The sequence below is a fragment of the Nostoc sp. ChiSLP03a genome, assembly GCF_034531215.2.
Taxonomy (GTDB): domain Bacteria; phylum Cyanobacteriota; class Cyanobacteriia; order Cyanobacteriales; family Nostocaceae; genus Nostoc.
On record NZ_JAVRBQ020000096.1, the window covers coordinates 1 to 23740 of the forward strand.

General features: G+C 41.4%; 25 protein-coding genes and 1 pseudogene. 11 read left to right on the top strand and 15 right to left on the bottom strand.

Going from position 1 to position 23740, the window contains the following annotated elements:
• Nucleotides 1-139 precede the first annotated feature (139 nt).
• Nucleotides 140-352 (top strand): annotated as a pseudogene (locus RMY32_RS15550) (cation transporter dimerization domain-containing protein); the annotation flags it as partial.
• Between the two features lie 356 nt (nt 353-708).
• Here RMY32_RS15550 and RMY32_RS15555 read toward each other — a convergent pair.
• The 9 genes from RMY32_RS15555 to RMY32_RS15595 all read right to left on the bottom strand — a co-directional run bounded on the left by RMY32_RS15555 (nt 709) and on the right by RMY32_RS15595 (nt 7727).
• Nucleotides 709-1113: a response regulator gene (locus RMY32_RS15555; protein WP_322711795.1), complete on the bottom strand. Its 405-nt coding sequence runs from the start codon at nt 1111-1113 to the stop codon at nt 709-711.
• A gap of 596 nt (nt 1114-1709) precedes the next feature.
• A complete protein-coding gene (gene guaA, locus RMY32_RS15560) occupies nt 1710-3332 on the bottom strand; it encodes a glutamine-hydrolyzing GMP synthase (protein ID WP_322711796.1) in 1623 nt (540 codons plus the stop codon).
• 228 nt (nt 3333-3560) lie between these two features.
• Nucleotides 3561-4670, bottom strand: coding sequence for a cobalt-precorrin-5B (C(1))-methyltransferase CbiD (gene cbiD / locus RMY32_RS15565; RefSeq protein ID WP_322711797.1), 1110 nt, complete (start codon nt 4668-4670; stop codon nt 3561-3563).
• A 142-nt stretch (nt 4671-4812) separates the two neighbouring features.
• Nucleotides 4813-5190, bottom strand: coding sequence for a clan AA aspartic protease (locus RMY32_RS15570; RefSeq protein WP_322682314.1), 378 nt, complete (start codon nt 5188-5190; stop codon nt 4813-4815).
• Nucleotides 5187-5459 (bottom strand): hypothetical protein, encoded by a 273-nt coding sequence (locus RMY32_RS15575; RefSeq protein WP_322682313.1) that lies wholly within the window; start codon nt 5457-5459, stop codon nt 5187-5189. The genes RMY32_RS15570 and RMY32_RS15575 overlap by 4 nt, the downstream gene beginning before the upstream one ends.
• 128 nt (nt 5460-5587) lie before the next feature.
• The gene (locus RMY32_RS15580; RefSeq protein WP_322711798.1) at nt 5588-5878 is read right to left on the bottom strand and encodes a hypothetical protein; all 291 of its coding nucleotides are present in this window, start codon (nt 5876-5878) and stop codon (nt 5588-5590) included.
• Between the two features lie 193 nt (nt 5879-6071).
• A complete protein-coding gene (locus RMY32_RS15585; protein WP_322711799.1) occupies nt 6072-6368 on the bottom strand; it encodes a hypothetical protein in 297 nt (98 codons plus the stop codon).
• Between the two features lie 37 nt (nt 6369-6405).
• Nucleotides 6406-7002 carry a DUF3177 family protein gene (locus RMY32_RS15590; RefSeq protein ID WP_322711800.1) on the bottom strand — a complete coding sequence of 199 codons (597 nt, stop codon included), beginning with the start codon at nt 7000-7002 and terminating at the stop codon, nt 6406-6408.
• 479 nt (nt 7003-7481) lie between these two features.
• A complete protein-coding gene (locus RMY32_RS15595) occupies nt 7482-7727 on the bottom strand; it encodes a Calvin cycle protein CP12 (RefSeq protein WP_322711801.1) in 246 nt (81 codons plus the stop codon).
• A gap of 363 nt (nt 7728-8090) precedes the next feature.
• Here RMY32_RS15595 and RMY32_RS15600 point away from each other — a divergent pair, with 363 nt between their 5' ends.
• Nucleotides 8091-9323 (top strand): FIST N-terminal domain-containing protein, encoded by a 1233-nt coding sequence (locus tag RMY32_RS15600; RefSeq protein ID WP_322711802.1) that lies wholly within the window; start codon nt 8091-8093, stop codon nt 9321-9323.
• A gap of 238 nt (nt 9324-9561) precedes the next feature.
• Here the strand turns inward: RMY32_RS15600 and RMY32_RS15605 are convergent, their stop codons facing one another.
• Entirely contained in the window at nt 9562-10689 is a 1128-nt protein-coding gene (locus RMY32_RS15605) for a metallophosphoesterase family protein (RefSeq protein WP_322711803.1), read from the bottom strand.
• Nucleotides 10690-10809: 120 nt separating this feature from the next.
• Nucleotides 10810-11094 (bottom strand): hypothetical protein, encoded by a 285-nt coding sequence (locus tag RMY32_RS15610; protein WP_322711804.1) that lies wholly within the window; start codon nt 11092-11094, stop codon nt 10810-10812.
• Between RMY32_RS15610 and RMY32_RS15615 the strand changes: the two genes are divergently transcribed.
• On the top strand, nt 11093-11965 hold the full coding sequence (locus tag RMY32_RS15615; protein WP_322711805.1) for an S-methyl-5'-thioadenosine phosphorylase: 873 nt from the start codon (nt 11093-11095) through the stop codon (nt 11963-11965). The genes RMY32_RS15610 and RMY32_RS15615 overlap by 2 nt on opposite strands.
• A gap of 731 nt (nt 11966-12696) precedes the next feature.
• Here RMY32_RS15615 and RMY32_RS15620 read toward each other — a convergent pair.
• Together RMY32_RS15620 and RMY32_RS15625 are read right to left on the bottom strand one after the other, a co-directional pair.
• Entirely contained in the window at nt 12697-13287 is a 591-nt protein-coding gene (locus RMY32_RS15620) for a hypothetical protein (protein ID WP_322711806.1), read from the bottom strand.
• Between the two features lie 99 nt (nt 13288-13386).
• Nucleotides 13387-13953: a DUF6658 family protein gene (locus RMY32_RS15625; protein ID WP_322711807.1), complete on the bottom strand. Its 567-nt coding sequence runs from the start codon at nt 13951-13953 to the stop codon at nt 13387-13389.
• Between the two features lie 342 nt (nt 13954-14295).
• On the opposite strand from RMY32_RS15625, the gene RMY32_RS15630 reads away from it, so the two are divergent.
• Complete coding sequence (locus RMY32_RS15630; protein ID WP_322711808.1) at nt 14296-15216, top strand: lysylphosphatidylglycerol synthase domain-containing protein; 921 nt, start codon at nt 14296-14298, stop codon at nt 15214-15216.
• 18 nt (nt 15217-15234) lie between these two features.
• Here RMY32_RS15630 and RMY32_RS15635 read toward each other — a convergent pair whose 3' ends face one another.
• On the bottom strand, nt 15235-16551 hold the full coding sequence (locus tag RMY32_RS15635) for a hypothetical protein (protein ID WP_322711809.1): 1317 nt from the start codon (nt 16549-16551) through the stop codon (nt 15235-15237).
• Nucleotides 16552-17626: 1075 nt separating this feature from the next.
• On the opposite strand from RMY32_RS15635, the gene ndhL reads away from it, so the two are divergent.
• The 4 genes from ndhL (at nt 17627) to RMY32_RS15655 (ending at nt 20063) form a co-directional block, all read left to right on the top strand.
• Nucleotides 17627-17839 (top strand): NAD(P)H-quinone oxidoreductase subunit L, encoded by a 213-nt coding sequence (gene ndhL / locus RMY32_RS15640; RefSeq protein WP_322695023.1) that lies wholly within the window; start codon nt 17627-17629, stop codon nt 17837-17839.
• 24 nt (nt 17840-17863) lie between these two features.
• Nucleotides 17864-18175: a DUF3007 family protein gene (locus tag RMY32_RS15645; RefSeq protein WP_322695024.1), complete on the top strand. Its 312-nt coding sequence runs from the start codon at nt 17864-17866 to the stop codon at nt 18173-18175.
• Between the two features lie 155 nt (nt 18176-18330).
• Nucleotides 18331-19176 (top strand): tryptophan synthase subunit alpha, encoded by an 846-nt coding sequence (gene trpA / locus RMY32_RS15650; RefSeq protein ID WP_322711810.1) that lies wholly within the window; start codon nt 18331-18333, stop codon nt 19174-19176.
• A 218-nt stretch (nt 19177-19394) separates the two neighbouring features.
• A complete protein-coding gene (locus RMY32_RS15655; RefSeq protein WP_322711811.1) occupies nt 19395-20063 on the top strand; it encodes a heterocyst differentiation related protein in 669 nt (222 codons plus the stop codon).
• Between the two features lie 430 nt (nt 20064-20493).
• On the opposite strand, the gene RMY32_RS15660 is transcribed toward RMY32_RS15655, so the two are convergent.
• Complete coding sequence (locus RMY32_RS15660; protein WP_322711812.1) at nt 20494-22422, bottom strand: serine/threonine protein kinase; 1929 nt, start codon at nt 22420-22422, stop codon at nt 20494-20496.
• A gap of 163 nt (nt 22423-22585) precedes the next feature.
• Here RMY32_RS15660 and RMY32_RS15665 point away from each other — a divergent pair, with 163 nt between their 5' ends.
• The 3 genes from RMY32_RS15665 to RMY32_RS15675 all read left to right on the top strand — a co-directional run bounded on the left by RMY32_RS15665 (nt 22586) and on the right by RMY32_RS15675 (nt 23733).
• Entirely contained in the window at nt 22586-23074 is a 489-nt protein-coding gene (locus RMY32_RS15665) for a hypothetical protein (RefSeq protein ID WP_322711813.1), read from the top strand.
• A 38-nt stretch (nt 23075-23112) separates the two neighbouring features.
• Nucleotides 23113-23295, top strand: coding sequence for a hypothetical protein (locus tag RMY32_RS15670; protein ID WP_322711814.1), 183 nt, complete (start codon nt 23113-23115; stop codon nt 23293-23295).
• 150 nt (nt 23296-23445) lie between these two features.
• Nucleotides 23446-23733, top strand: coding sequence for a type II toxin-antitoxin system Phd/YefM family antitoxin (locus RMY32_RS15675; RefSeq protein WP_094347188.1), 288 nt, complete (start codon nt 23446-23448; stop codon nt 23731-23733).
• Nucleotides 23734-23740: the final 7 nt, after the last annotated feature.

The window sequence follows — 23740 nt, forward strand, 5'->3', positions numbered from 1 at the left end:
CTTGCTAAGACTTTTGGACAAATACTCAGCACTCTCCGATATTTCTAGATTGAAAGGACGTGCCATTGTTTACTTCTAGTTTTGATTCTTTCCCGCCCTTTATTCTACAGTTCTATGCAGCCTCACATAGAATTGGTATCACGCGATCGCTTCTCGCGGCCTTCTTGGTCGTCAAGTGTTCATTGAAATGCATTTAATAGTGGATGCATCAGACGTAGAAACTGCCCACCACATCACCGAAGAAGTAGAAAGCCGATTAGAAGAACGATTTCGTCCAGTGAGAATTTTAATTCACGTCGAACCACCAGCATATAAATCTGAGCAAATTAGTTTTGAAACTGGATTTAAATAGCTTAGGAAATTGAAAATTACGGCTTTTTATAATGCTCGCAAACCTAAGAAAAAGAAAACTCATTTTTAGTCTAGAATCTTTGTCAAATATAACATCGCTTCAAATCGAGCAGATAAAAAAATGGGAGAGTATACAGATAAATAAACTAACAGACTTAAATAGATAATTGTTTATTTATTTTTAATCAAAGGTGAATTTTAGTTGGTGTGTAGATGAGAAAACTTCCATCTAAATACATCAGGTTTACACCCAAAAAAACCTGTAACTCTCAAATAACCAATTCACTTTTAGATGAGGAACATGGGGCAGATAAGGCAAATAACAAATAAGAACCGACAAATGACTGCATCTTTGTATTAACTCTTATAAGAAGCAACCAAATCTGCGACGATCGCAACTAATTCTCCGGGATCGACTGGTTTAGGCACATGAGTATGAAAACCCGCTTCTATAGCACGGCTACGATACTCGCTATCACCATAAGCAGTTAAAGCGATCGCTGGAAGTTTTCCATAAATATCAGGCTTTAGTGCCCGGATCTTGCGGATAAGGGTGTAGCCATCTTCATCAGGCATTGCGATATCACAAATCAAGACATCTGGTTGCAACTCAGGTAATACTTTCAATGCTACCGCTGCCGATGCAACTGCCATAATGGTGGCTCCATCAGCTTCCAACACAGTAGTAATGTAAAAGCGGCTATCATCATCATCATCAACTACGAGGATGTTTAAGCCAGCAAGGGGAAGGGCAGGTTCCATAACATCTCCATTAATGTTGATCGAATGAAATGTATTTCCAATAAGCTACTTATTTTTTATCTCGATCGCCACACCATTGGTAATTTTACTGCGATCGCGCCTATTTTCCTAGAATATAACTCAATTTGTCTAGTTACCATTTAATTGATACTTAATTATTCACTGGTATTGATAATTATTGACCGGATAAAATTATGTTATTGTTTAAATTCCTTTACATTAAAAAATTAACTTTAACGAATAGTTAAAGTTTAAAAATAATCTTGCTAACTACTGACTGCTTTATTACTAACAGGTTTGGATTCAATACTCTTCGGATAAACCCAATAATCTCTTTTTTGGTCTGGGGAAAGGTTAAAGGGCAAAGGGGAAAGGTAAATTAAAACCCTTTGCCTTTCTCCTTTTACCCTTACCCGAAAAGTATTGGGTTTGGATTTTGATAGAGCTTGAAAAAAGTCAAAAAAATAGACAATGCCGAATCTTAAAACTAGTCAGGTCGGCATTGTCATTTTTAAATCAATACAGTTCAGATCGGCTCAAAACCTAGATGTAGAGACGCAATTTCTCGCATCTTTAAAGACCAACTCAAAGCTTGATTACTCCCATTCAATAGTTCCAGGTGGCTTAGAAGTAATGTCATAAACCACGCGATTCACCCCTTTTACCTCATTCACAATTCGAGTAGAAATCACTTCCAGGACATCATAAGGCACTCTTGCCCAATCAGCAGTCATGCCATCTTCACTGGTAACAATCCGCAAAACAATGGGGTAAGCGTAAGTACGTTGATCTCCCATAACGCCAACACTACGAATCGGTAGCAATACAGCAAATGCTTGCCAGAAATCATGATACATACCGCGTTGGTTAATTTCTTGCCGCACAATCAAATCGGCATCGCGCAAAATATTTAACCGCTCAGATGTAACTTCCCCCAGAATCCGAATTGCTAAACCAGGCCCAGGAAAAGGTTGCCGTTGAACAATTTCTTCTGGTAAACCAATGGAACGCCCAAGTTTACGGACTTCATCTTTAAATAGTTTCCGCAGTGGTTCGACCAATTTAAATCTTAGGTCTTTGGGCAAACCGCCAACATTGTGATGACTCTTAATTTTCACCGCTACCCGCTCACCAGTTTGGGGATCTACATTGGTGTCCGCAGATTCAATCACATCTGGATAAAGAGTTCCTTGAGCTAGATAGTCAAAGTGACCGAGGCGCTTAGATGTTTCCTCAAATACACTGATAAATTCGTGTCCGATGCGGCGGCGTTTTTCTTCAGGATCTGTGATTCCGGCAACTTTAGCCAAAAAGCGATCGCGGGCATTAACATATTCAACAGGAATGTGAAACTGCTCTCGAAACAGCTTTACCAATCGCTCTGGCTCATATTTTCGCATAAAGCCTTGATCGATAAACACGCAAGTCAGTTGCTCGCCAATCGCTTTGTATAGCAAGAAAGCCAGGGTAGAAGAATCCACTCCACCAGACAGCGCCAACAGCACCCGCTTTTCACCAACTCTGGCACGAATTTCTCGAATTGCTTCTTCAACAAAAGCCGCTGTTGTCCAAGTTGGTTCGCAATCGCAGATATGGTAGACAAAATTACGGATTAATGCTATGCCACCAACAGAATGCACCACCTCTGGATGGAACTGAACGCCGTAAAGTTTCTTTTCGTGGTCGGCGATCGCAGCGCAGGGAGTATTTTCTGTATGTGCTAACAATTCAAACCCTGATGGCATTTGGATAACTGAGTCTCCATGACTCATCCACATGGTAGTGCCATCTTCAACATTAGTAAGCAAATCTGTGGGATCGTCAATATATAATGAGGCTTTGCCGTATTCACCTCGATCGGCCTTTGCCACTTCCCCACCAAGTTGGTTTACCATCAACTGCATCCCATAGCAAACACCCAAAATGGGTATTCCCAAATTCCAGATTTCTGGGTCACAATGGGGAGCGTTATCGCCATAAACTGAACTTGGGCCACCTGAGAGAATTATTCCCTTGGGATTAAGTTGGCGCAAATGTTCAGAAGTAGTGCGATAGGATAAAACTTCCGAGTATACTTGAGTTTCGCGGATGCGACGGGCAATCAACTCAGAATATTGAGAGCCAAAATCCAAAATTACAATCAATTGGCGATCAAGCCGCCCAAAATTTTCCAATGTTTGGGGCGCTTGTTCTGTTAGTAGAGTCACCGCTGTATTCATGACGGGAGTGTTATATCTGTTAAGGATAAATAGATGCTTTGTGGTTTATGGTGATGCTATTATCCAGCCTGGATAGGCTGATAATGGTATAGAAAGCCTTGACAAACGCTAGTTTACGTGCATTTGTCAAACCTCGGAGTTGGAGATGGTATTAAAACGATAAATCTACCCTAGAGTGGTTACTTAAAGGATTATTTTTTTGGATTGTTTACGATTATTCATAATAAATTAACATAATTTTCCCATCAACAGACCAGCAGTTTTACTCTTCACGATAATTTTGCGATCGCGATCAAAGAGAATAGAGCCACAGACTGTTACTTTTGTGCCGCTTTCGCTATGGCTTTGGATGTATTCTTGAGCACGAAGATCGATAGTTTCGGCGATCGCACTGTAAACTTTATTTACCCAATTACTACTAGTTGCAGCATCTAGGGATTTTAAGTATGTTAGTGCTGCTTCAGCGGTTGCACTGTTAAATACAGCTTGGACATCTGGTGATTTTAAACCTGCGATCGCACAATGGGCTGCCAAAATTTCCCGCCGTCCATCAGCTAAGTAGTGATGGGTGTGAAAAATCCCTCCAGCCAGTTTCATCAACTTACCGTGATAGCCAAATAATAAAATTTCTTTCACGCCTAGCACATCAGCTTCTACTAACATTGGGCCAAGCCAGTTAGCGGTTTTGACCAATTGTTCGGGATTAATCCCTAGTTTACGCGCCAAATCTAGGCCATTCTCCCCGATACAAAATACTAAACTCTCAAAACGACTGGCTTTATTTTGTAGTTCAGCCCGAAAAACTGCAAGCTGATCTGGTGTACTCAAAGGTTGAGAAATGCCTGTTGTGCCTAAAAGAGAAAGTCCTTCAACTACACCAAAGGCAGAATTTGAAGTCCGAACAGCAAGCGATCGCCCTTCAGGTAGAATAATCGTCACCGTGATTTTTTCTTCCGGTGCTAGCATTCGTTGCAAATTCTCTTGCAACAGCCTTTGAGCATAAGCATAAATAGCCGGCTTGTCATCTAATTGTCTACCAATTCCTTCTCCACCTTTAATAATTACTGGATCGTCACCCTGTTCGCGCCATTCCACCAGCGCCCAAATCGGTGTATCTTTAGTCAAATCGAGATTATCACCGGGATCGCTGCGAGTTATTGCTAAAGCGGTATTCTCAGATAATCCTGCTACCTGTTCAATGGGGATTTCTGCGATTTGAGCGGGTTCAATCAAATCTATAGATGCTAAAATTAGGGATTGGCGATCGTGTAACCAATGTAAAGCTGCAACAGCAGCAGCGCACGCAAATACTGGTAGTGTGTATCCAGAACGGGACATTTTATAAATTTAAAAGTCAAAATAATTCTTCAAAAATAAAGACAGTTTTAGACGGCAATTTAGACATCAACTGTAGCTTACTTCCTTTAGGATAACGTTCTCTCTTTACCTCCCTCAATACGGTCGGCGTGCAATGGGCAATTTAGACTGTGTTTACTTTGCTGAGTTCGACGCGACCGCCTTCAAATACTTGCACCATTAGCTGATAACCCTCCATCAGGGACATCCCGACGAGTGGTTCTGAATCAGCCTCATCCACCGGGATTGTCAGAATATCTTCATCCCAAACTAAAACTGCTTCATAGACATTGAAAACGCATTCACTCCCATCTCCAAGAATGGCTCGTCCTCGCCTCTTCCATCTCAGATTCAACTGAGCAATCAAATCTGGAGGCAGTGAAAGCCAACCGTTAAAGCCTGTGTCTACAATCGCATCTTGTGTGTAAATTTTGCCATCGGAACCACAAACTGAAAGTGAAATAATCGGTTCAAAATCCGCGTTAACGATTCCGGCGATCATACGGCTTTTTTCACGCGTCCGCCGAATCGACGAACATGGCGAGAACCAATGCGGACAATCCAGATTTGAGCGTCTGGGTGACGGGCTTCGAGGCGATCGCAAGCAGCTATTTCACTAGCATCTACTTCAAAAGCTCCGGTTTCGATGTCGATCGCCACAATCTTACCATGATTATCTGCTTCAACCTGTGAGCGCACCTGAGATTCATAAATCTCATCGCCACGTCGAGCGAATTCTTCTTTGCCGTAGCAGGGTTGGCGAACTGTCATAGAAATAGCCTCGTGTTCACGCCTCTAATTTTTCTATTTTAGGCTAAGGGTTTTTCGCTTCGCTCAGGCCTACGGTTAGATAGAGCCAAGCTACCCAATAAACGGATCAGGACTGGAATTTTCCTACTTCATTCCACATCGCTAAAATCATAACCATATTCAGATAGATAGACTTCCATCCCTAAATCATCCAGAATACGAATCATCTCTGCCGAAATTACAGCACCGCCACCTGTAGCATTCTTATGTACCTTAAATCCAATATCTGCTACATACTTTCCTTTAGGAATCACTTTATGATTTGTTTTGAGCCATTCTTCTAGTTCGCCAATCTGTGTAGATAGCTCCCACTCTCCGGGACTACACTCACCTATTGTCCCTATGTCATCACTTTCGTCGTTATAAATATGAACAGGCATAATTTTAAGATGCTTATTATCGGTCTAACGCTTACGCTCACCGGACGCAAACAGGCTTTTTATCTCAACTAACGATAGTCACTACGTTCAAGTGCAGCACAGTTGTTCGGCTACGATGCAAACTTACTACTTGAGCAGCAGTAGGCATTTTAGTTAATTACAGCAAAATTCCGAATTACGAATTAGTAATTAGTTAGACTCCTACTTCTGATAATAGAGCTTCCATCGCTTCCCAAGAAATTCCTTGTTGAATATAACGAGGTGCTTCAGGATTGTAAGGACTGGCTACTCGGTCAATGTTGAGGATGTTTGCCCCATCTGGTAGAACTGGTACATCTGCATCAAATGCCGTTGGACGCATTAAAGAACTGGAAAAGCCTTTGAAAATAGCAATTGTATCTTGCTCATCGGCAATTTCCACCGTTACAATTAGGACTTCTTTGGTGCGTTTAGCAGTGTATTGTTCCAGTCGCTTACCAATGGAATTCATTTTTTTTTAGAGTAGGGGTATGGTGGTGCAACGATGGTTAATGTGGTGTGGCTGAACGTCCCTGTTTGCCCAGCTTAATCAGAACAAAATAGCTCAAGTAAAGCACATAAATTACTAAACTAGTTATGCCAAGAAAACCTAAAAATTCAGCCTTGCTGTTAGCATGGAAATATTCTTTGAATAGCAACGGAGCCTCGAACCAGACACGACAATAGGGAGTCTTCAGCATATTGCCAGAAAAAGCACAACCCAAAAAAGGTATAAATGCTAGTGCGCCCAAAAAACAATAAACAGTTGTCGCCCAGCGCCAAGAGGTAAAAATCAATTTCAAAGAACCACTGGTTTGATACTCGATTTCATCGTTGATATCCACCCAGAACCACAGCGAAATCGGGATCAAAATCTGAGCTATTAACCCAGAGATAAAGCTAACTGGATATTGGGCAATCATTAAGTAAACCGTGATTGCTACCAAGCTTGATACTCGCCAGTATATAGCCAATAAGCGTTGTATACCTTCTGCTTTTTGTACAAATGCCCAAATCAGAAGAATTAACGGAATAATTACCAAGAATAATACTGCCAGTCGGTAATCAATCCAGACGAAAGGTCGAAACCAAATATCAAAGTCCATATTTTTTCTCAAACAATAGATAAAAAGAAGTTAGGAGTCTGAATAAATTAAGTGTGATTTTATACCACTAACTGATTGTAGACTGCTAAATAAGGCAGGGCTATTAAACCCTTTTATTCAAGAGTCAGTTGGACTCCAATTCATCCTGAATTCTTCTTGATAATAGTTTATTGAATCTCGTATGACTAGAAGTCACGAGTATTACAAAAAATTTATAGGGGCGTACATATGTACGCCCCTAGTGCCAATTAATTGGTTGTTTAATTTATGAAAATCGCAACTTATCCCTTTGGAAAAAGCCTATTGATTAAAATAAGGAATTTATTTTTTGTTTCCACGACTAAAATCGGTAGCTCCAAATAAAACGCTTGCGAGTGGAGGACATTGGTGAGTTTCCACGTCCTCTACTCTGGGCGTCTTCTTTAGTCAATGCTGGTTGTTTGCTAACCAAGCAACATAAAATCCAGTTACCTCAATTTCTAGTCGTCGTAAACCCGGCATTCAATGGCATCTGGGTTGTCATCACAATACTGTTCTAGAGAATTTTTTGGCTTGCTTTGGCGCTTATGGGAAGCTTCGGCTTGCAATTCTTCTACTGCATCCCAAGCAGCAGCACACTCTGGTGAGTTGCTACCGTTAATATCGCAGACAGTACGCGCTTGTTCCACTTCTTGTTGGATTTGGTCTTGGATGTCGCTTTTTGCTGTTTCTTGGATGTTGGTCATTGCTTTAGTCTCGTTATGTGTTGTTAATACTAGTATAGAAAATGGCAGTTTTTCGCTTGATTAATAACCATTCTAACCATTTAGCCGATGGTAAGTTAGTTTTTTAGCCATTGATTTATAACCAATACAGCAAGCTACTTTATCTATAATGCATTTACCTTTATTTTTTAAGATTTTCTGAAATTAGTAGCATAGATAAATAATCATACAATATATTTAGATGCCTATATTAGGGAATGACAACCCCAGCTTCTTGGGATGGAGGAGACAAAGGGCTGGCATCAATATCTTGTAAGATGCAATTCTTCCCAAAATAAAAAGTCAAAATCTACTAGCCCAAAAAGAGAAAGAAGCTCAAAACTCATGGCAGACCAAATGCAGTGGGCAAATGCCCTATCAACCCGTCATTCTCTGGAAGCCGCTGTTACAGATGTGGTAGAACGATCTGTTTCATCGTTGACAGCACCTGCGGATTTAGGACTGGTGTTCATTTCGTCTGCTTTTACGAGCGAGTATTCCCGACTGTTACCCTTGTTAGCTGAGAAACTTTCTGTCCCTGTGCTAATTGGCTGTAGTGGTGGTGGTGTAATTGGGACAACAGTTAACGGAGAAACCCAAGAATTAGAAGCTGAACCAGCTATTAGCTTGACTTTAGCACACCTTCCAGGGGTGAAGATTCAAGTTTTTCATGTTGTTGCTGAAGAATTACCTGATTTAGACAGTTCGCCAGATGCTTGGCTTGATTTGATTGGTGTACCACCATCACCGACACCGCAGTTCATCTTGTTGTCTAGTTCTTTCGCCTCTGGAATCAATGATTTGTTGCAGGGGCTGGATTTTGCTTATCCAGGATCGACGATCGTCGGGGGACAGGCTAGTGGTGGAGGTATGGGTGGTCGTGTTGCCCTTTTTTGTAACGATACTAACGGTGAAGAACAGCAAAACTTGTATCGTGAGGGCACTGTTGGTATAGCTTTGACTGGCAATATTGTTTTGGAAACGATTGTCGCTCAAGGATGCCGACCGATTGGCAAGCCATTGCAAGTTACAAAAGCCGATCGCAATATCATTCTAGAGTTAGATGAGCAAGTGCCTCTAGTGGTGTTGCGAGATTTGATTGCTAGTCTCAGCGAACAAGAACGGATTTTAGCACAGCATTCTCTGTTTGTTGGTGTGGCGATGGATGAATTTAAGCTGGCTTTGCAGCAAGGAGACTTTTTAATACGTGGTATTCTTGGAGTCGATCCAAATGCTGGGGCGATCGCAATTGGCGATCGCGTCCGTCCTGGTCAAAGACTGCAATTCCACCTCCGCGATGCCCAAGCCTCTGCTGAAGACCTCGAATTACTCCTCCAAAGTTATCAACACCAACGAGAATCTGAACCCTCAGCTGTAGCTGCTTTGATGTTTTCTTGTCTGGGACGAGGTGAAGGACTCTATGGTAAACCTAACTTCGATTCTGAATTATTTCAGCGCTACCTTAACGATATTCCTATAGGTGGCTTTTTCTGTGGCGGTGAAATCGGCCCTGTTGGTGGCAGAACCTTTTTACACGCCTACACCTCAGCATTTGGAATTTGTCGCCAAAATCAGTAATAAGTTTAAGTTTGTCATTTGTCATTTGTCATTTGTCATTGGGCGTCGGTTATTAATTATTCCCTTCTGCCCTGCGTCAGCCCTAATAATTATGTGTTCAACCGGACTTGATATAATTCCTCACTCCTAATTCAGACAATTTTAGATTTTGGCCGCACCTTTGGTATGCTGACAGTGCAACGCCGGATTTTGGATTGCCTTTCTTTGTAAAAATCTAAAATCCAAAATTGAATCACTCCTAACTCTTATTCAGTACAAGTGTGCTGTTATTATCAATCATCGTCAAATTTCCAGCAGTGGCTATGCCTGGATGGGATTGTAATGCACTATATGTCTGAATGTAGCGCCGCACTTCTGGAGGAAAATGAGGGTAATCTAACACCGCATCCCCATCGGCAATAGTTGCCCAGAAGTCGCGCAAACCAGGAGCTAATTCTTTTGCCTGTGATAACGGTAAGTTTAATGGAGAGTGAGTTAGTAGCTTAATTAAAAAAGGGAAAGAGCGATCGCCCATCCACTGCCTTGATGACTGTTGCAAGTTGGGGAACTCAGGCAGTGACTCTACGCGATGGGATAAAATTTGCAACGATTCTTTACCTTGGTTATCTCGATGAAACTCTAGCACTCGATAAGGGTGAGGATAGCTAACTAAAGAACCAGTGGTAATATCATATACCCCATCAGAGTAAGCAATATCCTGAACGTGCAAATGCCCTGTAAATACTAACTTGATTCCGTAGCGCCTCAGCAGCTGCAATAGTTCTGCTGAATTGGACAACATATAGCGATTTGCCAGTGGATGGTTCGATTGATTGGGCAAATGTTCCACTACATTATGATGCACCATCACCAAAACTAAGTCATCGCCAGATGCCGCTAGCACCTCTTCTAACCACCGTAGCTGTTTGGCATCCAAATACCCCACTTGCTCTCCCCGGTCATTAAAGGAGTTAGAATTCAGTCCAATCAGCTTAACTCCAGGCAATAACTGACGAATGTAGTAAATCTGCTGCGGATCTTCGTAGCCAAACTTTGTGTAATAGTAGGGAAAATCGGCAAAAGCAATCGATTGCCGATCGCCCAACAGCACGGGAACGTCATGATTACCAGGAACAACATAGACGGGAAAAGGTAGCTGGGCTAAACATTGTTGTAACCAGGCGTGATTCTCTGGTTCGCCGTGCTGGGTTAAATCTCCTGGCAACAACAAGAAATCTAAATCGAGTTGTGTTAAATGTTCTAGTACACTTTTAAATGCTGAGATACTTACTTCTACCAGATGAAACCGGCTAGGGTGATCCCAGATTGTGTGAGGAAGTGCCAGGTGTAAGTCGCTGACTACCGCAAAGCGAAAATTGAGAGTCATTGATTTATGAAAATGTTAAAAGCAGGGGTTAAAATAAGCCTTTTCTCAAAAGTATAACGCTTGCTTTGTTTCCCTGCGTAGGAGTGCGTATACTTAACATTTATATACATTAAGCATTGATTACATACTATGGTGACGATTAACTTCAGGGCTAATCATAACCATTAATTTCCAAAAATTATCGTAAATTTGATTGGTAAAAATTATTAATGAACCCTTGAATAACTGGGCGATCGCTACTACCTGTACCTGAATAAATAATGAAATGAATGGATAATAATTCAATAGTGTTAAGTGGCACGAAATGCGATCGCATATCTCATCGTAGATATCGCTTTGTTTTCTGCTACTTCCCTTTTCGATAAAATAACTGAGCAGATCGGTAAAAAACAGGTTCGGAATCATGGCTCAAGCTAGTATTGGGATTATAGGTGGTAGCGGTCTTTACAAAATGGATGCGCTTAAAGATATCGAAGAAGTGCAAGTCGAGACTCCTTTTGGTTCACCATCTGATGCTTTGATTCTGGGGACTTTGGATGGTACACGGGTAGCTTTTTTAGCGCGTCATGGCCGCAATCACACGCTTTTACCCTCTGAGTTACCGTTTCGCGCTAATATCTATGCGATGAAGCAATTGGGTGTGAAGTATTTAATTTCAGCTAGTGCTGTGGGTTCCTTGAAGTCAGAGGCGAAACCACTGGATATGGTAGTGCCAGATCAGTTTATCGACAGAACGAAAAATCGGATTTCAACGTTTTTCGGTGAGGGAATTGTGGCTCACATTGCCTTTGCCGATCCGATTTGTAAGAACTTGGCTGCTGTGTTGGCAGATGCGATCGCATCTCTCAATTTACCAGAAGTTACTCTCCATCGCGGCGGCACTTATGTATGCATGGAAGGGCCAGCTTTTTCTACTAAGGCAGAATCGAATCTTTACCGCAGTTGGGGTGCAACAATCATTGGGATGACGAATTTACCAGAGGCGAAGTTGGCAAGAGAAGCGGAAATTGCTTATGCAACCTTAGCGCTGGTGACAGATTATGATTGTTGGCATCCAGACCATGACAGTGTGACGGTGGAGATGGTGATTGGTAATTTGCTGCGAAATGCTGTGAATGCTCAAAAGGTGATTCAAGAAACTGTGCAGCGCTTGAGTGAAAATCCGCCAACCAGTGAGGCGCATTCGGCGTTACAGTATGCGATTTTGACTCAATTGGATAAAGCACCAGCAGCGACGAAGGAAAAGTTAGGGTTATTGTTGCAGAAGTATTTGTAGTGTTGCTGATGAATGAGCGATGTTTATGACGGGTGGTTCCTGAGCGCAGCCGTACTCTTCGTGGAAGCAAGCTAGCAAGAGCGTCTGCGACAGGAGAAGGGCTACGCTTACGCAGTTTCTTACTTAATACAGTTTTGCGTAAAAGCGTAGCGTTTTTAATGCAAAAGAACGTATTAAGAATGCAAGCCGATGTATTAACAAGGCGGCCACCGCATTAACAATGCAAGGTATTGCCTTTCATTAATTCGCTAGGAATTAATGAAATGCTGTATTTAGATTAGAGCAAGAGCGATCGCTACGACAGGCTATTGAGTGACGCACCATTATTACCTATCATACAGGCGATCGCTCATTACTAAAATCTAATCAAAAGACCTCTCTCTGGTTTTACTACGCAAAACCGTCCCTCTCCGAGTCGGAGAGGGACAGACTTAAACTTTAGTTCAAGGCAGGGAGAGGTTCATCGAACTCACGCGATCTTAAATCCTGCCCACATAAAACTAAAATAAAGCCTGCTTATGCAGGCTTTATTTTAGTAGCCCCAGACTTTAATCTGTGGGCGCTTTTATATTTTTACCAGAGATTCGATGACTAAGCTGTTACGCATTCAAGTTGTATATTAAAGGAGTGAGCCTTGTCATTAGTTATTTGTTTTCAAAGGACAGATGACCAATTGACTTAGGACAGTCTTAACGTCAAAATGTACAATCTAGAAGCGCATCAGCTTAATTTCAATCGACTGTCTTCTTAACTGCTTTGCCTGCATCCTCAGCTGTGCGCTTAATATTTTTACCAGCATCCTCAGTTCCACGCTGAACATTTGTCGTCACGTCTTCAGCAGCATTCTGGGTATTACCCTTGATATTTTCAATTCCTCGCTGAGTTCCCTTAACAAGACCTTTGCCAAGTTCTTCCGCTGAACTACCTATATCTTCACCCAGATTTTTCCCTCTTTGACCTAAGGGTGTACCTTCCTTGAAGTTACGGATATATTCACCTGGACTGTTAACCCCTTTCTGGTCAATATTCTTTTGAGCATTTTTCACTAATGCCTCAGCTTTGTCATTAGCTGCCTTTTCATCTGTCGCTCTGGGATCTACATCACTAAAGTTATTTATTCCACCGGTGGGAGAATTCAGAGGATAATCTTTCGTGGCATCGTATCGTTCAACATTAGGTGCTTGATCGCCAGGTTGTGGTGGCTGTGTTGCTATTCCTGGAGCACCACAAGCCTGTGCCATAAATAGAAAGATTCCTGCTAAAAAAACAGTTACAACTTTCAAGGGACGAATATTTTTCAGCCAATTCATTGCTTTTCTCATAGTTCTAAGTCCTTGCATTTTTGTGACTAAGTTAAACTTCAACCAAGATGGCATTAGGAATTAATTTTACATCCAAAGCATTCAGAAAAAACAAGATTTTTATCTGTTTACTGCTGGATTTGGCTGTAATTCAGGTCTTGCTTTAGCTTCATCTGCCTTGTTGTTCAAAAAGCCGGAAGCTTCTTCAACAGCTTCTTTTACAGTCTCAAGCCGATTTTTAACCCGCTCTCCTACATTTGATTCATTCTGAATCAAACCACCGGGTTCAGGCTGGCGGAAATCTTTATCTGTGATGAATGGCAGTTCTGCTTCTTTCTGGACTCGACCTGCTGGTGTCTCGCCACCAGGATAAAGGATCTCAGATTCTGTATTTGTAGCAATCAACAATTGCGAACTTGGTTGTAAGCTAGCTTGGTCACGTCCCTGATTGGCTTTTGGGTTTGCTATTTTCGGATCGGTAGACATTCTATAGTTGCTATACTTGTCTCCACCATTCTTATAAGGGTTGTTTGCTCCACCGGCTTGTACAGCAGGATTTTGTGGATTTGCACCTTGAGCATTTGCCCCACTACAAGCAGTGCTAACTATCAACAATAGTCCAGCTAAAAAGATAGTTAATATCTGGCGCAATCTTATTTGTTTGAAGAATACTCTCACTGCGTTCACTTAGCCCTCCTTACCAAAATATTAATAAACTAAGAATTTGCTGAATCTTTGGATTGGTCAGCAAGTTATTGTGCTTGTTTTGGTTCGCTCACTTTTGATAACCTGTATTCAGGATATGAATAGTAAAATGCTCTTTGCCTCTAGCGCAGGCTACATTTTAATGAGTACAAAAATAATATTTTTATCTAACTCCAGAGAGATATAAAATAAAGTAATATAATTCTCGTAAAAAGAACTACATATTGTTGTTTGATACTTCAAAATATTTGGATATATAGCTGATACACCATAAGATTTGAGGTATTCAGCTTTTGTTGCTCTTAACGTTAAATGACTAAATTTATGAAGCAATTTTTACGCTGGATAATTTTGGGGGGAACGCTGTTTTTTTTAGGAAAAGCTCTGAAGGATAATTGGATTGAGGTGAGAGCTATCCGCATTGATGATGTCGGATGGGCAATTATGGCGATCGCAACAGGGGTAACTTTACTAGCTCATACTTGGGCAGGCTGGATCTGGACTTGGATTTTGCAAGAGTTAAATCAACCTGTATCATCTATTCAATTCATCCAAGTTTACCTAAAAACGAACATCGCAAAGTATTTACCAGGCAATATCTGGCATCACTACGGACGAATTGTCGCTGCTAAAAATGCCGATATTCCTACAGGTGCGGCCACCTTAAGCGTTTTGCTAGAACCGCTACTCATGCTAGCAGCTGCTTTAATCATCATTGTCTTATGCAGTAGCCAATTTGCAGCAGCTAATAGTACCCTTGTTATCCAAATACTACAATTTCTGAGTTTAGCTGTAGTCCTTGGTGCAATTCATCCGTGGTTTTTGAACCCCGTTATTCGTTTTTTGTATAAATTAAAAGCAAAAAAGTCTGCTGCTAACACTCAATCAACCGTTCCCTTCAGTGTTAAAAGCTACCCTTTGCGCCCTTTGTTGGGAGAAGTGGGCTTTATGGGACTACGCGCCACTGGGTTTATACTAACTATGTTCGCCTTGGGTTCGTTGAATGCGAATCAAATTCCTTTGTTATTCGGGGCTTTTAGTTGCGCTTGGTTGTTGGGGTTTGTTATACCTGGTGCGCCTGGTGGGTTAGGTGTGTTTGAAGCGACTGCGTATGAACTTTTACGACACCACTTTCCATCTGCCTTAGTATTTAGTGCGATCGCTCTATATCGCCTCATTAGTATTCTAGCTGAAACTGCGGGTGCTGCTTTAGCTTGGTTAGATGAACGCCTTGCGAAATCCTGAATCAAGCAAAACTCATTTTTATCTATCTACTTTCATTTGTGAAAACACACGATAACTATCCAGATTTAATTGCTGATTACTGCTTTGTTCCTCTTCTTCCATCTTAATCAAGTTATATTCTACATTTTCTGCATAAATTGCGAACGTAATATTAAAAATCTCGATAAATTTTATTACTCCTTTGCATTCCTCTTCGGAATATTTTTCGTAAAAACGAATCAAATGAGCAATCCGGGTTTCTAAATGTCTCCGAGAATTTCTACAAATCAAAATAATCTTTAATAATATAATTACTAGGGTGAGAGCATGACCTTGACCAATTAATAAAATAAATAATTGCGAAGGTTCTTTAGAGTTTTCGGTTGTCAAGTAATCAATCACTCGATTACAGGTTCTCAAGAACAATTCTTTAGTGATAATTTCTTGATTATAATCTGTCTTCCATAACGATAAACTATGTGCAAACTGCCGCCGCCAAGTTTCGACTGATTCTTGATTTTCTACAGGAAAAAATAGGTATTTTTCTAGACTTGTTTTAAATTCTTTCAGAGTTTTATTTTCCGTTTGCTTAATAAATATATGGGCGATATTATCATGGCTAAATACGCCTTTCTTTAAGACAATTGCTTTTATTAAGCGCAGAGCTTGATCTCCCAAAATACTGGGATTTTTATAGCGTGTTGTGCTTGAAACAGCAGATTGAGAACGAGCAATATACATTGCTAGTTCAAACTTAAATTTGTCTTTCATCTGTTTAGAAAGCCTTCTAGCAGCTTCTTGTTGCTCTTTAGGGTTCTTATTATTAACAGATTGATCGATCAATAAATACGAAGTATAGCGATTAGCCCAATGACCTTTAGATGATTCTTCATATTTAGTAACAAATAATTTCAGATCCTTGTAATCTTTGCTGTTGGCAAACTTCTCTAGCCAGATTTTACAAGTTTTTACTACTGGAGGATTACTGTCTTTTATTTTCAGATTTTCATGAACAAATAAATTAACTAAATCTTGGATATATTTGTCTTTTCGGTTAGTTTTCCAGTTATTAATTATGATGTAGCAACACCGCTTAAGTGTATTGTATAATTCTTCTTCATTATCATCTAAAAATACGCTATATATTCCAGGTATATAATCGGAATATTCGCAATCAAGACCATCTATAAATAAAGTTTTGACTTCTCGTAAAACATCTTCTGGTGGCAATTTATTGACAATTTCCACAAAGAAGCTATAAACCTCTTCTTGGGCAGTTTGCACATCTAATTGTCTAGAATTAGATGTAACACAATCGGAATTTTCCTGACTAATTGATAAACGATTAGCGGTCATTTCAGTTATCAGGACAAAAAGGCTTCCTGTTCATATTATTACCAGCTTAACCTTGGCGAACAGGAGCATCAATCTCTTCTTCAGAAATTCAGTCATCTTTTTACATAAATTTGATTAACTAGGGTTATAAATAAAGTATTAAAGATAAATTGTTTAATTCTTCATCAAATAGTTCAGTAAAATTACTTATTTATAACCAGAAAATATCATACATAAATAGATATGAGCGAGTCGATCTATACATTTAGATACAACCCGCCCATATTTTCTACCGAAGCCTTTAAGTATTTTAAATTTTTAGTGGGGGTGGAGGGACTTGAACCCACACGACCTTTTACGGTCAACGGATTTTCATTCTCCCGCAGTTTTCACTGCTACCTGATGACAATAGCCTGTTCAGATTTTGAGAATTGGACTCTCCCTTTACCCTCGACTTAACGTTAGGGTAGCTCCCGTCGGGTCTCTGCACCTTCCCTCAATTTTGGATTGTAGATTTTGAATTTTGGATTGAAGACTAATCGCAAATCTAAAATCGCAAATCTAAAATTTTTGGGCTTGGCTCAGGATTGCCATGTCTGTCACCAGATTTAGGTTTCCCTGAGTTTGAGAGCTTCCACTTGAGGGATTTCTCCTTCAAGGCTCAATTATTTAAGTCCGTAGCGTCTACCATTCCGCCACACCCCCAAAGGTGTTTGGCAACTAGTGTAACTAGTTATTTTTTAGAGGTAGCAAATACCTCCTTATCTATTCCACCATCAATTGTGTCTTTTGTCCAACTAGATTGAAAATATTTTTTCCAGATTGGGCGATCGCTTCAGAGAGGTTTTCGATTTTGTTTGACTAGAGCATTTTTTGCTAGTGGATTCACATAATAGCATGATATTAGCTTTTGTCATGAAATCCGTTGAATCGTCCTCAGTAAAAGTACTTCAGCCCGCCAAAGCTGCGCTTTCGCCTCTTCGTTAGCGGTTTCGAGGAATTTTGGCGCAGTTATGTTGAAAGCATTATGACTATACTTCTCTGAGTTTGTCTCTTCAGCCTATGATGGAAAACAGATGCTTAAGACTTGAAAGTTATGATTGTCGCCCTGCTATATCTGATTTTGGCTGGAGCTTACCTTCTAGTAATCCCCGTTGCTGTTTTGCTGTATCTGAAGCAGCGTTGGTATGTGAGTGGCTCCATTGAGCGTGTCTTTATGTACTTTTTGGTGTTTTTCTTCTTTCCGGGTCTGTTGGTTCTATCGCCGTTTGCAAATTTCCGACCCCAACGGCGACAAGTTCAAGTTTAACGAGATTGGTAGGTCATAACTCTCATGCGACGGATTGACGCGATTGGAATTGGCTTGGGTGTTTTTATTGCTGGCGGTTTGGCATACTTAGGATTACAGCTAGTTGGTTTGGATAATCAAAAAGCTGGCATCTGGAGCCAAGTCTTGCTAGTCAGTGCCTTAGTTGGCTGGTTAGCCACCTATTTTTTCCGTGCGGTGGGACAAAAAATGACCTACCACCAACAGCGGGAACAGTATGAGCAAGACTTTCTGCAAAAGCGGCTAGACGAGCTTACTCCCGAAGAACTAGCACGAATTCAAGCCGAAATAGAACAAGAAAAGCAATCTCAGGTGTAAAGTTATCATTGGTCAGTTGTGATTTGTCCTTTGTCATTAGTCATTTGTCCTTTACTAATGACCAATGACCAATGACCAATGACCAATGACCAATGACCAATGACCAATGACCAATGACCAATGACCAATGACCAATGACCAATGACCAATGACCAATGACTGCGATTTCTGATTGCTTTAAAACTCTTGGGCACAATGGTGAGTGCGCTCTGATTCCGTTTGTCACTGCTGGCGATCCAGATTTAGAAACCACAGCAAAAGCCTTGCAGGTTCTAGATCGTAGTGGAGCCGACATTATAGAAGTGGGTATACCCTATTCCGATCCTCTGGCTGATGGGCCAGTCATTCAAGCTGCTGCTACCCGCGCCTTGCAAAGGGGTACGAAGTTAGAGCAGGTGCTAGAAATGCTGCAAGGGATTACCCCCAAATTGCGATCGCCGATTGTTCTGTTGATCTATTACAACTCAATTTTGCATCGAGGGATTGAAAAATTTCTTGAGCAAATTGCTGCTGCTGGAGTTGCAGGATTGGTAATACCTGATTTGCCCTTAGAAGAAGCAACAGGATTGTTGCAAGCAGCTAGTGAGATGGGAATTGACGTAATCTTGTTGGTAGCTCCCACCAGTTCTGCCCAACGGATCGAAGCGATCGCTCGTTCTTCTCAAGGATTTATTTATTTAGTCAGTGTGACTGGGGTTACAGGGGTGCGATCGCAACTGGAAAACCGCGTGTCTGATTTACTCAAACAAATTCGTAGTGTTACTGATAAACCGATTGCAGTCGGCTTTGGCATATCTGAAGCCGAACAAGCCCGACAGGTAAGGGAATGGGGCGCAGATGGTGCGATCGTGGGTAGCGCTGTTGTCAAACGGTTAGCCCAAGGCACACCAGAGCAAGGACTTTCGGCGATCGCCCAATTTTGCCAAAGTCTCAAGGCAGCCATCAAGACTACTAACACCAGCACAAATACTCCTCTTGATGAGACCCAGAAAGTAGATTAAAAAAGTATAACAGTATAGTTTTTATCTCCTTATTTGGTAGACAATTTGACCATTATGGTCTTGAATATTAACATCAGATATGATGATGTAAAAAAACTAGCTGATAGAGTTGCTTATAGTTTGAGTATTATGTGAAATTAACTAGGCATAATTTATGAGTGTGAGAGTGAGTCGGTCACAAATGATTATAGTTACGTCGCAATCGAGGAGCAAAGGCGATGAGTGAGAGTATGGCGTTTATCGGTGGGGTTGCCGTAGCTGGGCTGGCGGCTCTCGTATTGCTCAAAGGAACAAATACCCCTCTACAACCTAACTTTGCTGTTACTCCACAAATCCCAGGTGTAGTCGCGCCTCAAGGAATGCAACCACAAATGTATCCTTACGGGCCTTATGGTCAACCAATGTATCCCAATCAGGTTCAACCACCGACTGGTACTAATAATGACCAGCGCCTAGAGATGGAGAAGCTGAACACGCAGATGCAACTGGAGCGTTTAAAAAACGACAATGAACAGCTAAAGTTGCAAAATCAACAACTCCAAGGCCAAGTTCAAAATTTCAATACTCAGCAGCAGTGGCAATTAGCCCAGCAAAATAACCAACCAAAAACAGCAGCAACATTCCAGCCGCAAAATAATTGGTGGTCTTCACCTGTGCTTTGGGCTGTGGGAGGCGCAACTCTCACTATTGGTGGTGGTGTTGTTGTCGCTGGAGTATTGGCTTTGTTCTCACCACGGCAGCGTCCAGCCCGGACTGTACAAGTTATTCACCCTTACCAAGGAAATACACCGCCTTTGGTTCCAGTCCGTCGTGCTGAGTTTCTGCCTGCTTCGCGGATGGAAGCAAGACGAGTTGAAGCCCAAGAATACGACGAAATGCACGGATAGGGAAAATAAAACCACAGATAAATACCTATTTAAAATCTCGTTTTCAGGTATAACTTGGGAACGAGATTTATTAGGCCAATACTGCTAATCTGGACGGTGGCAGCCCTACTTTATATAGCAAGGGACTGGGGACTGGGGACTGGGGACTGGGTGAAAAGCCTTTTTGTGTCTAAGTCTTATCGTCTGTTGATGTCCTAACCACCTTGACTGTTGCTATACCATTTCTTTGTGAGGCTGCACCAAATTTTTTCTTCTTTGTATTTAACTCTTACGAGACGCTGCGCGAATGCGCCCTACTCTGTAAGTTCGCTCTTGGCATCTATGCGGTTCGTTCCTCATATAGTTTGACGCATCTTTATACAGAATTAGTATTAGTCATTCCCAGTCAGAAGAAGCTGGAGACGAGGAGAACTGTGTTTACTGATAACTTTTAAAAGCTGCTTTTAGGAGTTTGTGTGGTATTGGGACTCTCTGTGGTTTCAGGTTGCTTAGGATCGGGAAGTTTCTGTTGGGTATTTTTTTGATTACCTTGATTTTCTAGCTGAGTTAGTGCCTGTTTTGCCAGATTTTCGGCTGCTTGTTTAAATAATGGTTCTATTCTATTTCGCCAGTATTTAGTATTAGGCAACTTTTCTGGATGGTTTCTATAATCTAAAACTTTATCCCATTTACCATCATCTATTGCTTTATTAATTTCATTAGATACTGTCTCCGCCTTTGCCCAATCTGACTGCCACTGGGCAATCATTTTGCTCGTCTCTTGGATACCAGAAGCAGCATTTGCCGGAACCGATCTTAAAAGTGCGATCGCTCCAATTATATCCCCGGAATCATACTTCTTTTTTGCTTGTTCTACAATATTGGCACTGTTATCATTAGGCTGCGATCGTTGTGATTTTTCAGCATCGTCAGTTGACTTCTTCGGCTTTTCTGGTAGTGGAGTTACCACATCCTTCGATTTTGGTTTTGGCTGCGGAATAGTTCGAGTCGCAATCAAGCTACTATCATCTACAATCCTAGTTGCAATGCCCTTTTCCCGTAGGCAAGAACCCCATTCCTGATTATTAGTTATCACGGTCGGGTGTGCCCAAGCCAAACGACCAGATTTAAGCTTAACTTCTATCCAACCTGCTTTTGTTCGCTTGCCAGTCACCTCGAAATTGGTGTTATTAGCAACAGTTTGCACAATATTATCAGAATTTATCGAACTAGGTTCAGAACGGATATTAGAATTTCCGACAACAACAGCCGAGCATTTGTTTGCTAAAGCCGTATCCTTACCTGTAAGATTTAAAGCAAAATTTTTCACATTTGGATATACATTTGCTACCAAGGCAGCTGCACCACCCGCCAGTAATATACCAATTAATATCGGCCAGGGGTCGGATTTACTAGAGTCTTTACGCTCAGGTTTGGCAGGGATAGGATTTGCTGGTGCAACTGCAATAGTTTGCAGCCGAGATACTTGAGGCTGAGATTTAGCTGTTTGGTAACTAAAATTGTTGGCGGCTTCTTCAGGTGTGGAAAGTACAGATACTGGATTAATCGCTTCTTTACACGCTTGCAGTGCTTCCGTGGCGTTTTGATAGCGGTCTTTGAAGTGATAACGCACCATCTTGGACAACACTGCCGCCAGTCGATGGTTCACGGTTACTGAATGCTGCCAGATAACTTCGCCCGTTTCCGGGTCTTCTTGCAATTCTGTTGGCTGTAATCCTGTTAATGCTTGAATGGCGATGATGCCAAGGGAATAGATATCGCTGTTAGGACGGGGTTTACCTTGCCCTTGTTCTGTAGGCATATAGCCAGGAGTACCGATAACCACTGTCGCAGATGCTTGTCCGCCCACTGTTACCAGTTGTGTACGCAGTTGCTTCACTGCTCCAAAATCAACTAAAACTAACTTATTATCTGAGGCACGGCGAATGATATTATCCGGTTTGATGTCGCGGTGAATTACGCCTTGGCGATGGACAAATTCCAGAATTTCTAGAACTTCTTGCAACAGTTGAATTACTTGGCTTTCACTCCAGCGCTTACCAGGTATAAGTTCCTCAGCTAGGGTATGTCCTTCAATATATTCTTGTACTAGATAAAATTCTTGGTTTTCGTCAAAGTACGCTAGCAACCTCGGTATTTGGTCATGGTTGCCCAGTTTTTCTAAAGTTTCGGCTTCACTGCTGAACAGGCGTTTAGCAGTATCAAAAACTCTGGGGTCAGTTCCGGGTTTGAGATGCTTGACAACGCAGATAGGATTGCCTGGTCGCCTAGTATCTTGGGCAATGTATGTTTGACCAAATCCTCCCATCGCGAGGACTCTAATTACTTGGTAACGATGGTCTAGTAGCTTGCCGATCATATTCCCTCCCCAGAGTTATTACCTAATTTTCCAGCTGGTAATAAATATCTCCAAATTTTCTTCATTGAAATCCGCTATCTTGAGAAAAGATTTAGATTAAAAACGCAGCTTTTTAATAAACGCAGACTGTTTATTTTTCTTTTAGTGCCCCTGTTTATTACCAATGCCACCTAAAATAACAAATCCAGTTGCATGGCAGCAGGCTGAAATCCTCATGCAACCTGCTTTCATTCGCGTTATCGACAATATCCGCAAGCAGCTTGATGAATCTTCCTGGACGGGAACTTACCATGATGTCCTGATTTGGCCGCCTAGCACCACTGATGAAATCAAAGCATTGGTGAGTGAGCTATTGCAAGCAATCGAAACTGCAACGCCCCAAGAAGCAGATGAAATCAGAGGAACTCTGGCTCGTCTGCCGATGCCCCATCCAGGATATCATCTACGTTTGCAGCGTCAACAGCAAGAAGCGAGTATCGATTTGTGGGAACTGTGTTATCAGGTGTGTTTTATTGAATACACCCCACAGAAAGAAGTTGCTGATATTGATACTAGTTTAATCGATGAATTCGGTGAAGTCGATTGGCTGCGTTTGGATGCTAAGTCAAAGAAGTTAGTTGAGCAGGCGTTTGCTAAATTGCCAGAAGGTTAAAGCCCTGACAATAGAATACACGAACAAAGCCCACTTGTGTGGGCGAAGAAGAACAAAAACTACATTTAAGACCCCGTGCTACAGAAACAGTATCAATAAAGATACCAATAGATACATTGCGATCGCTCGAAAAAGTAGCAGCCAGTCAAGATATGTCACCTGAAGCCTTGCTCAAGTTTTATATTGGGCAGAGTTTGCGGCAAGATTTAGCCAAGTTATGATCTGAGTAAGTACTGGAATAAACCGCTCAAATTCTAGCAAAGCACATAGAATCGAAAGAGGAAATTTTAACCATCATTCAAGAAATTCTAGCTGAAGCAACTCTTAGTTACCTGCCAGCAAAGAGTAACAGATAAATTAAGGAACAAAAAATGTCTAATAAAACAAACTATACCGAAGCTTGCAATAATTTTGAAAAAATTTACGAAGAGGCAATTAGCACTCGTGAACCTGTAGTTGTTAATCGTGAAGGTGCAGAAAGTGTATCCGTCATACCTACTGCGGAACTTAATAGCATTATAGAGACAGCATATTTGTTCCAGTCACCTGAGAATGCAGCACGTCTTTTAGATGCTTTACAACGTGTTAAGGCTAAGACTAATATGCCCCAAACTATAGACGAGTTGCGTAAAGAGTTCTCGCTCTACGAAGAAGAGTAAATAAATT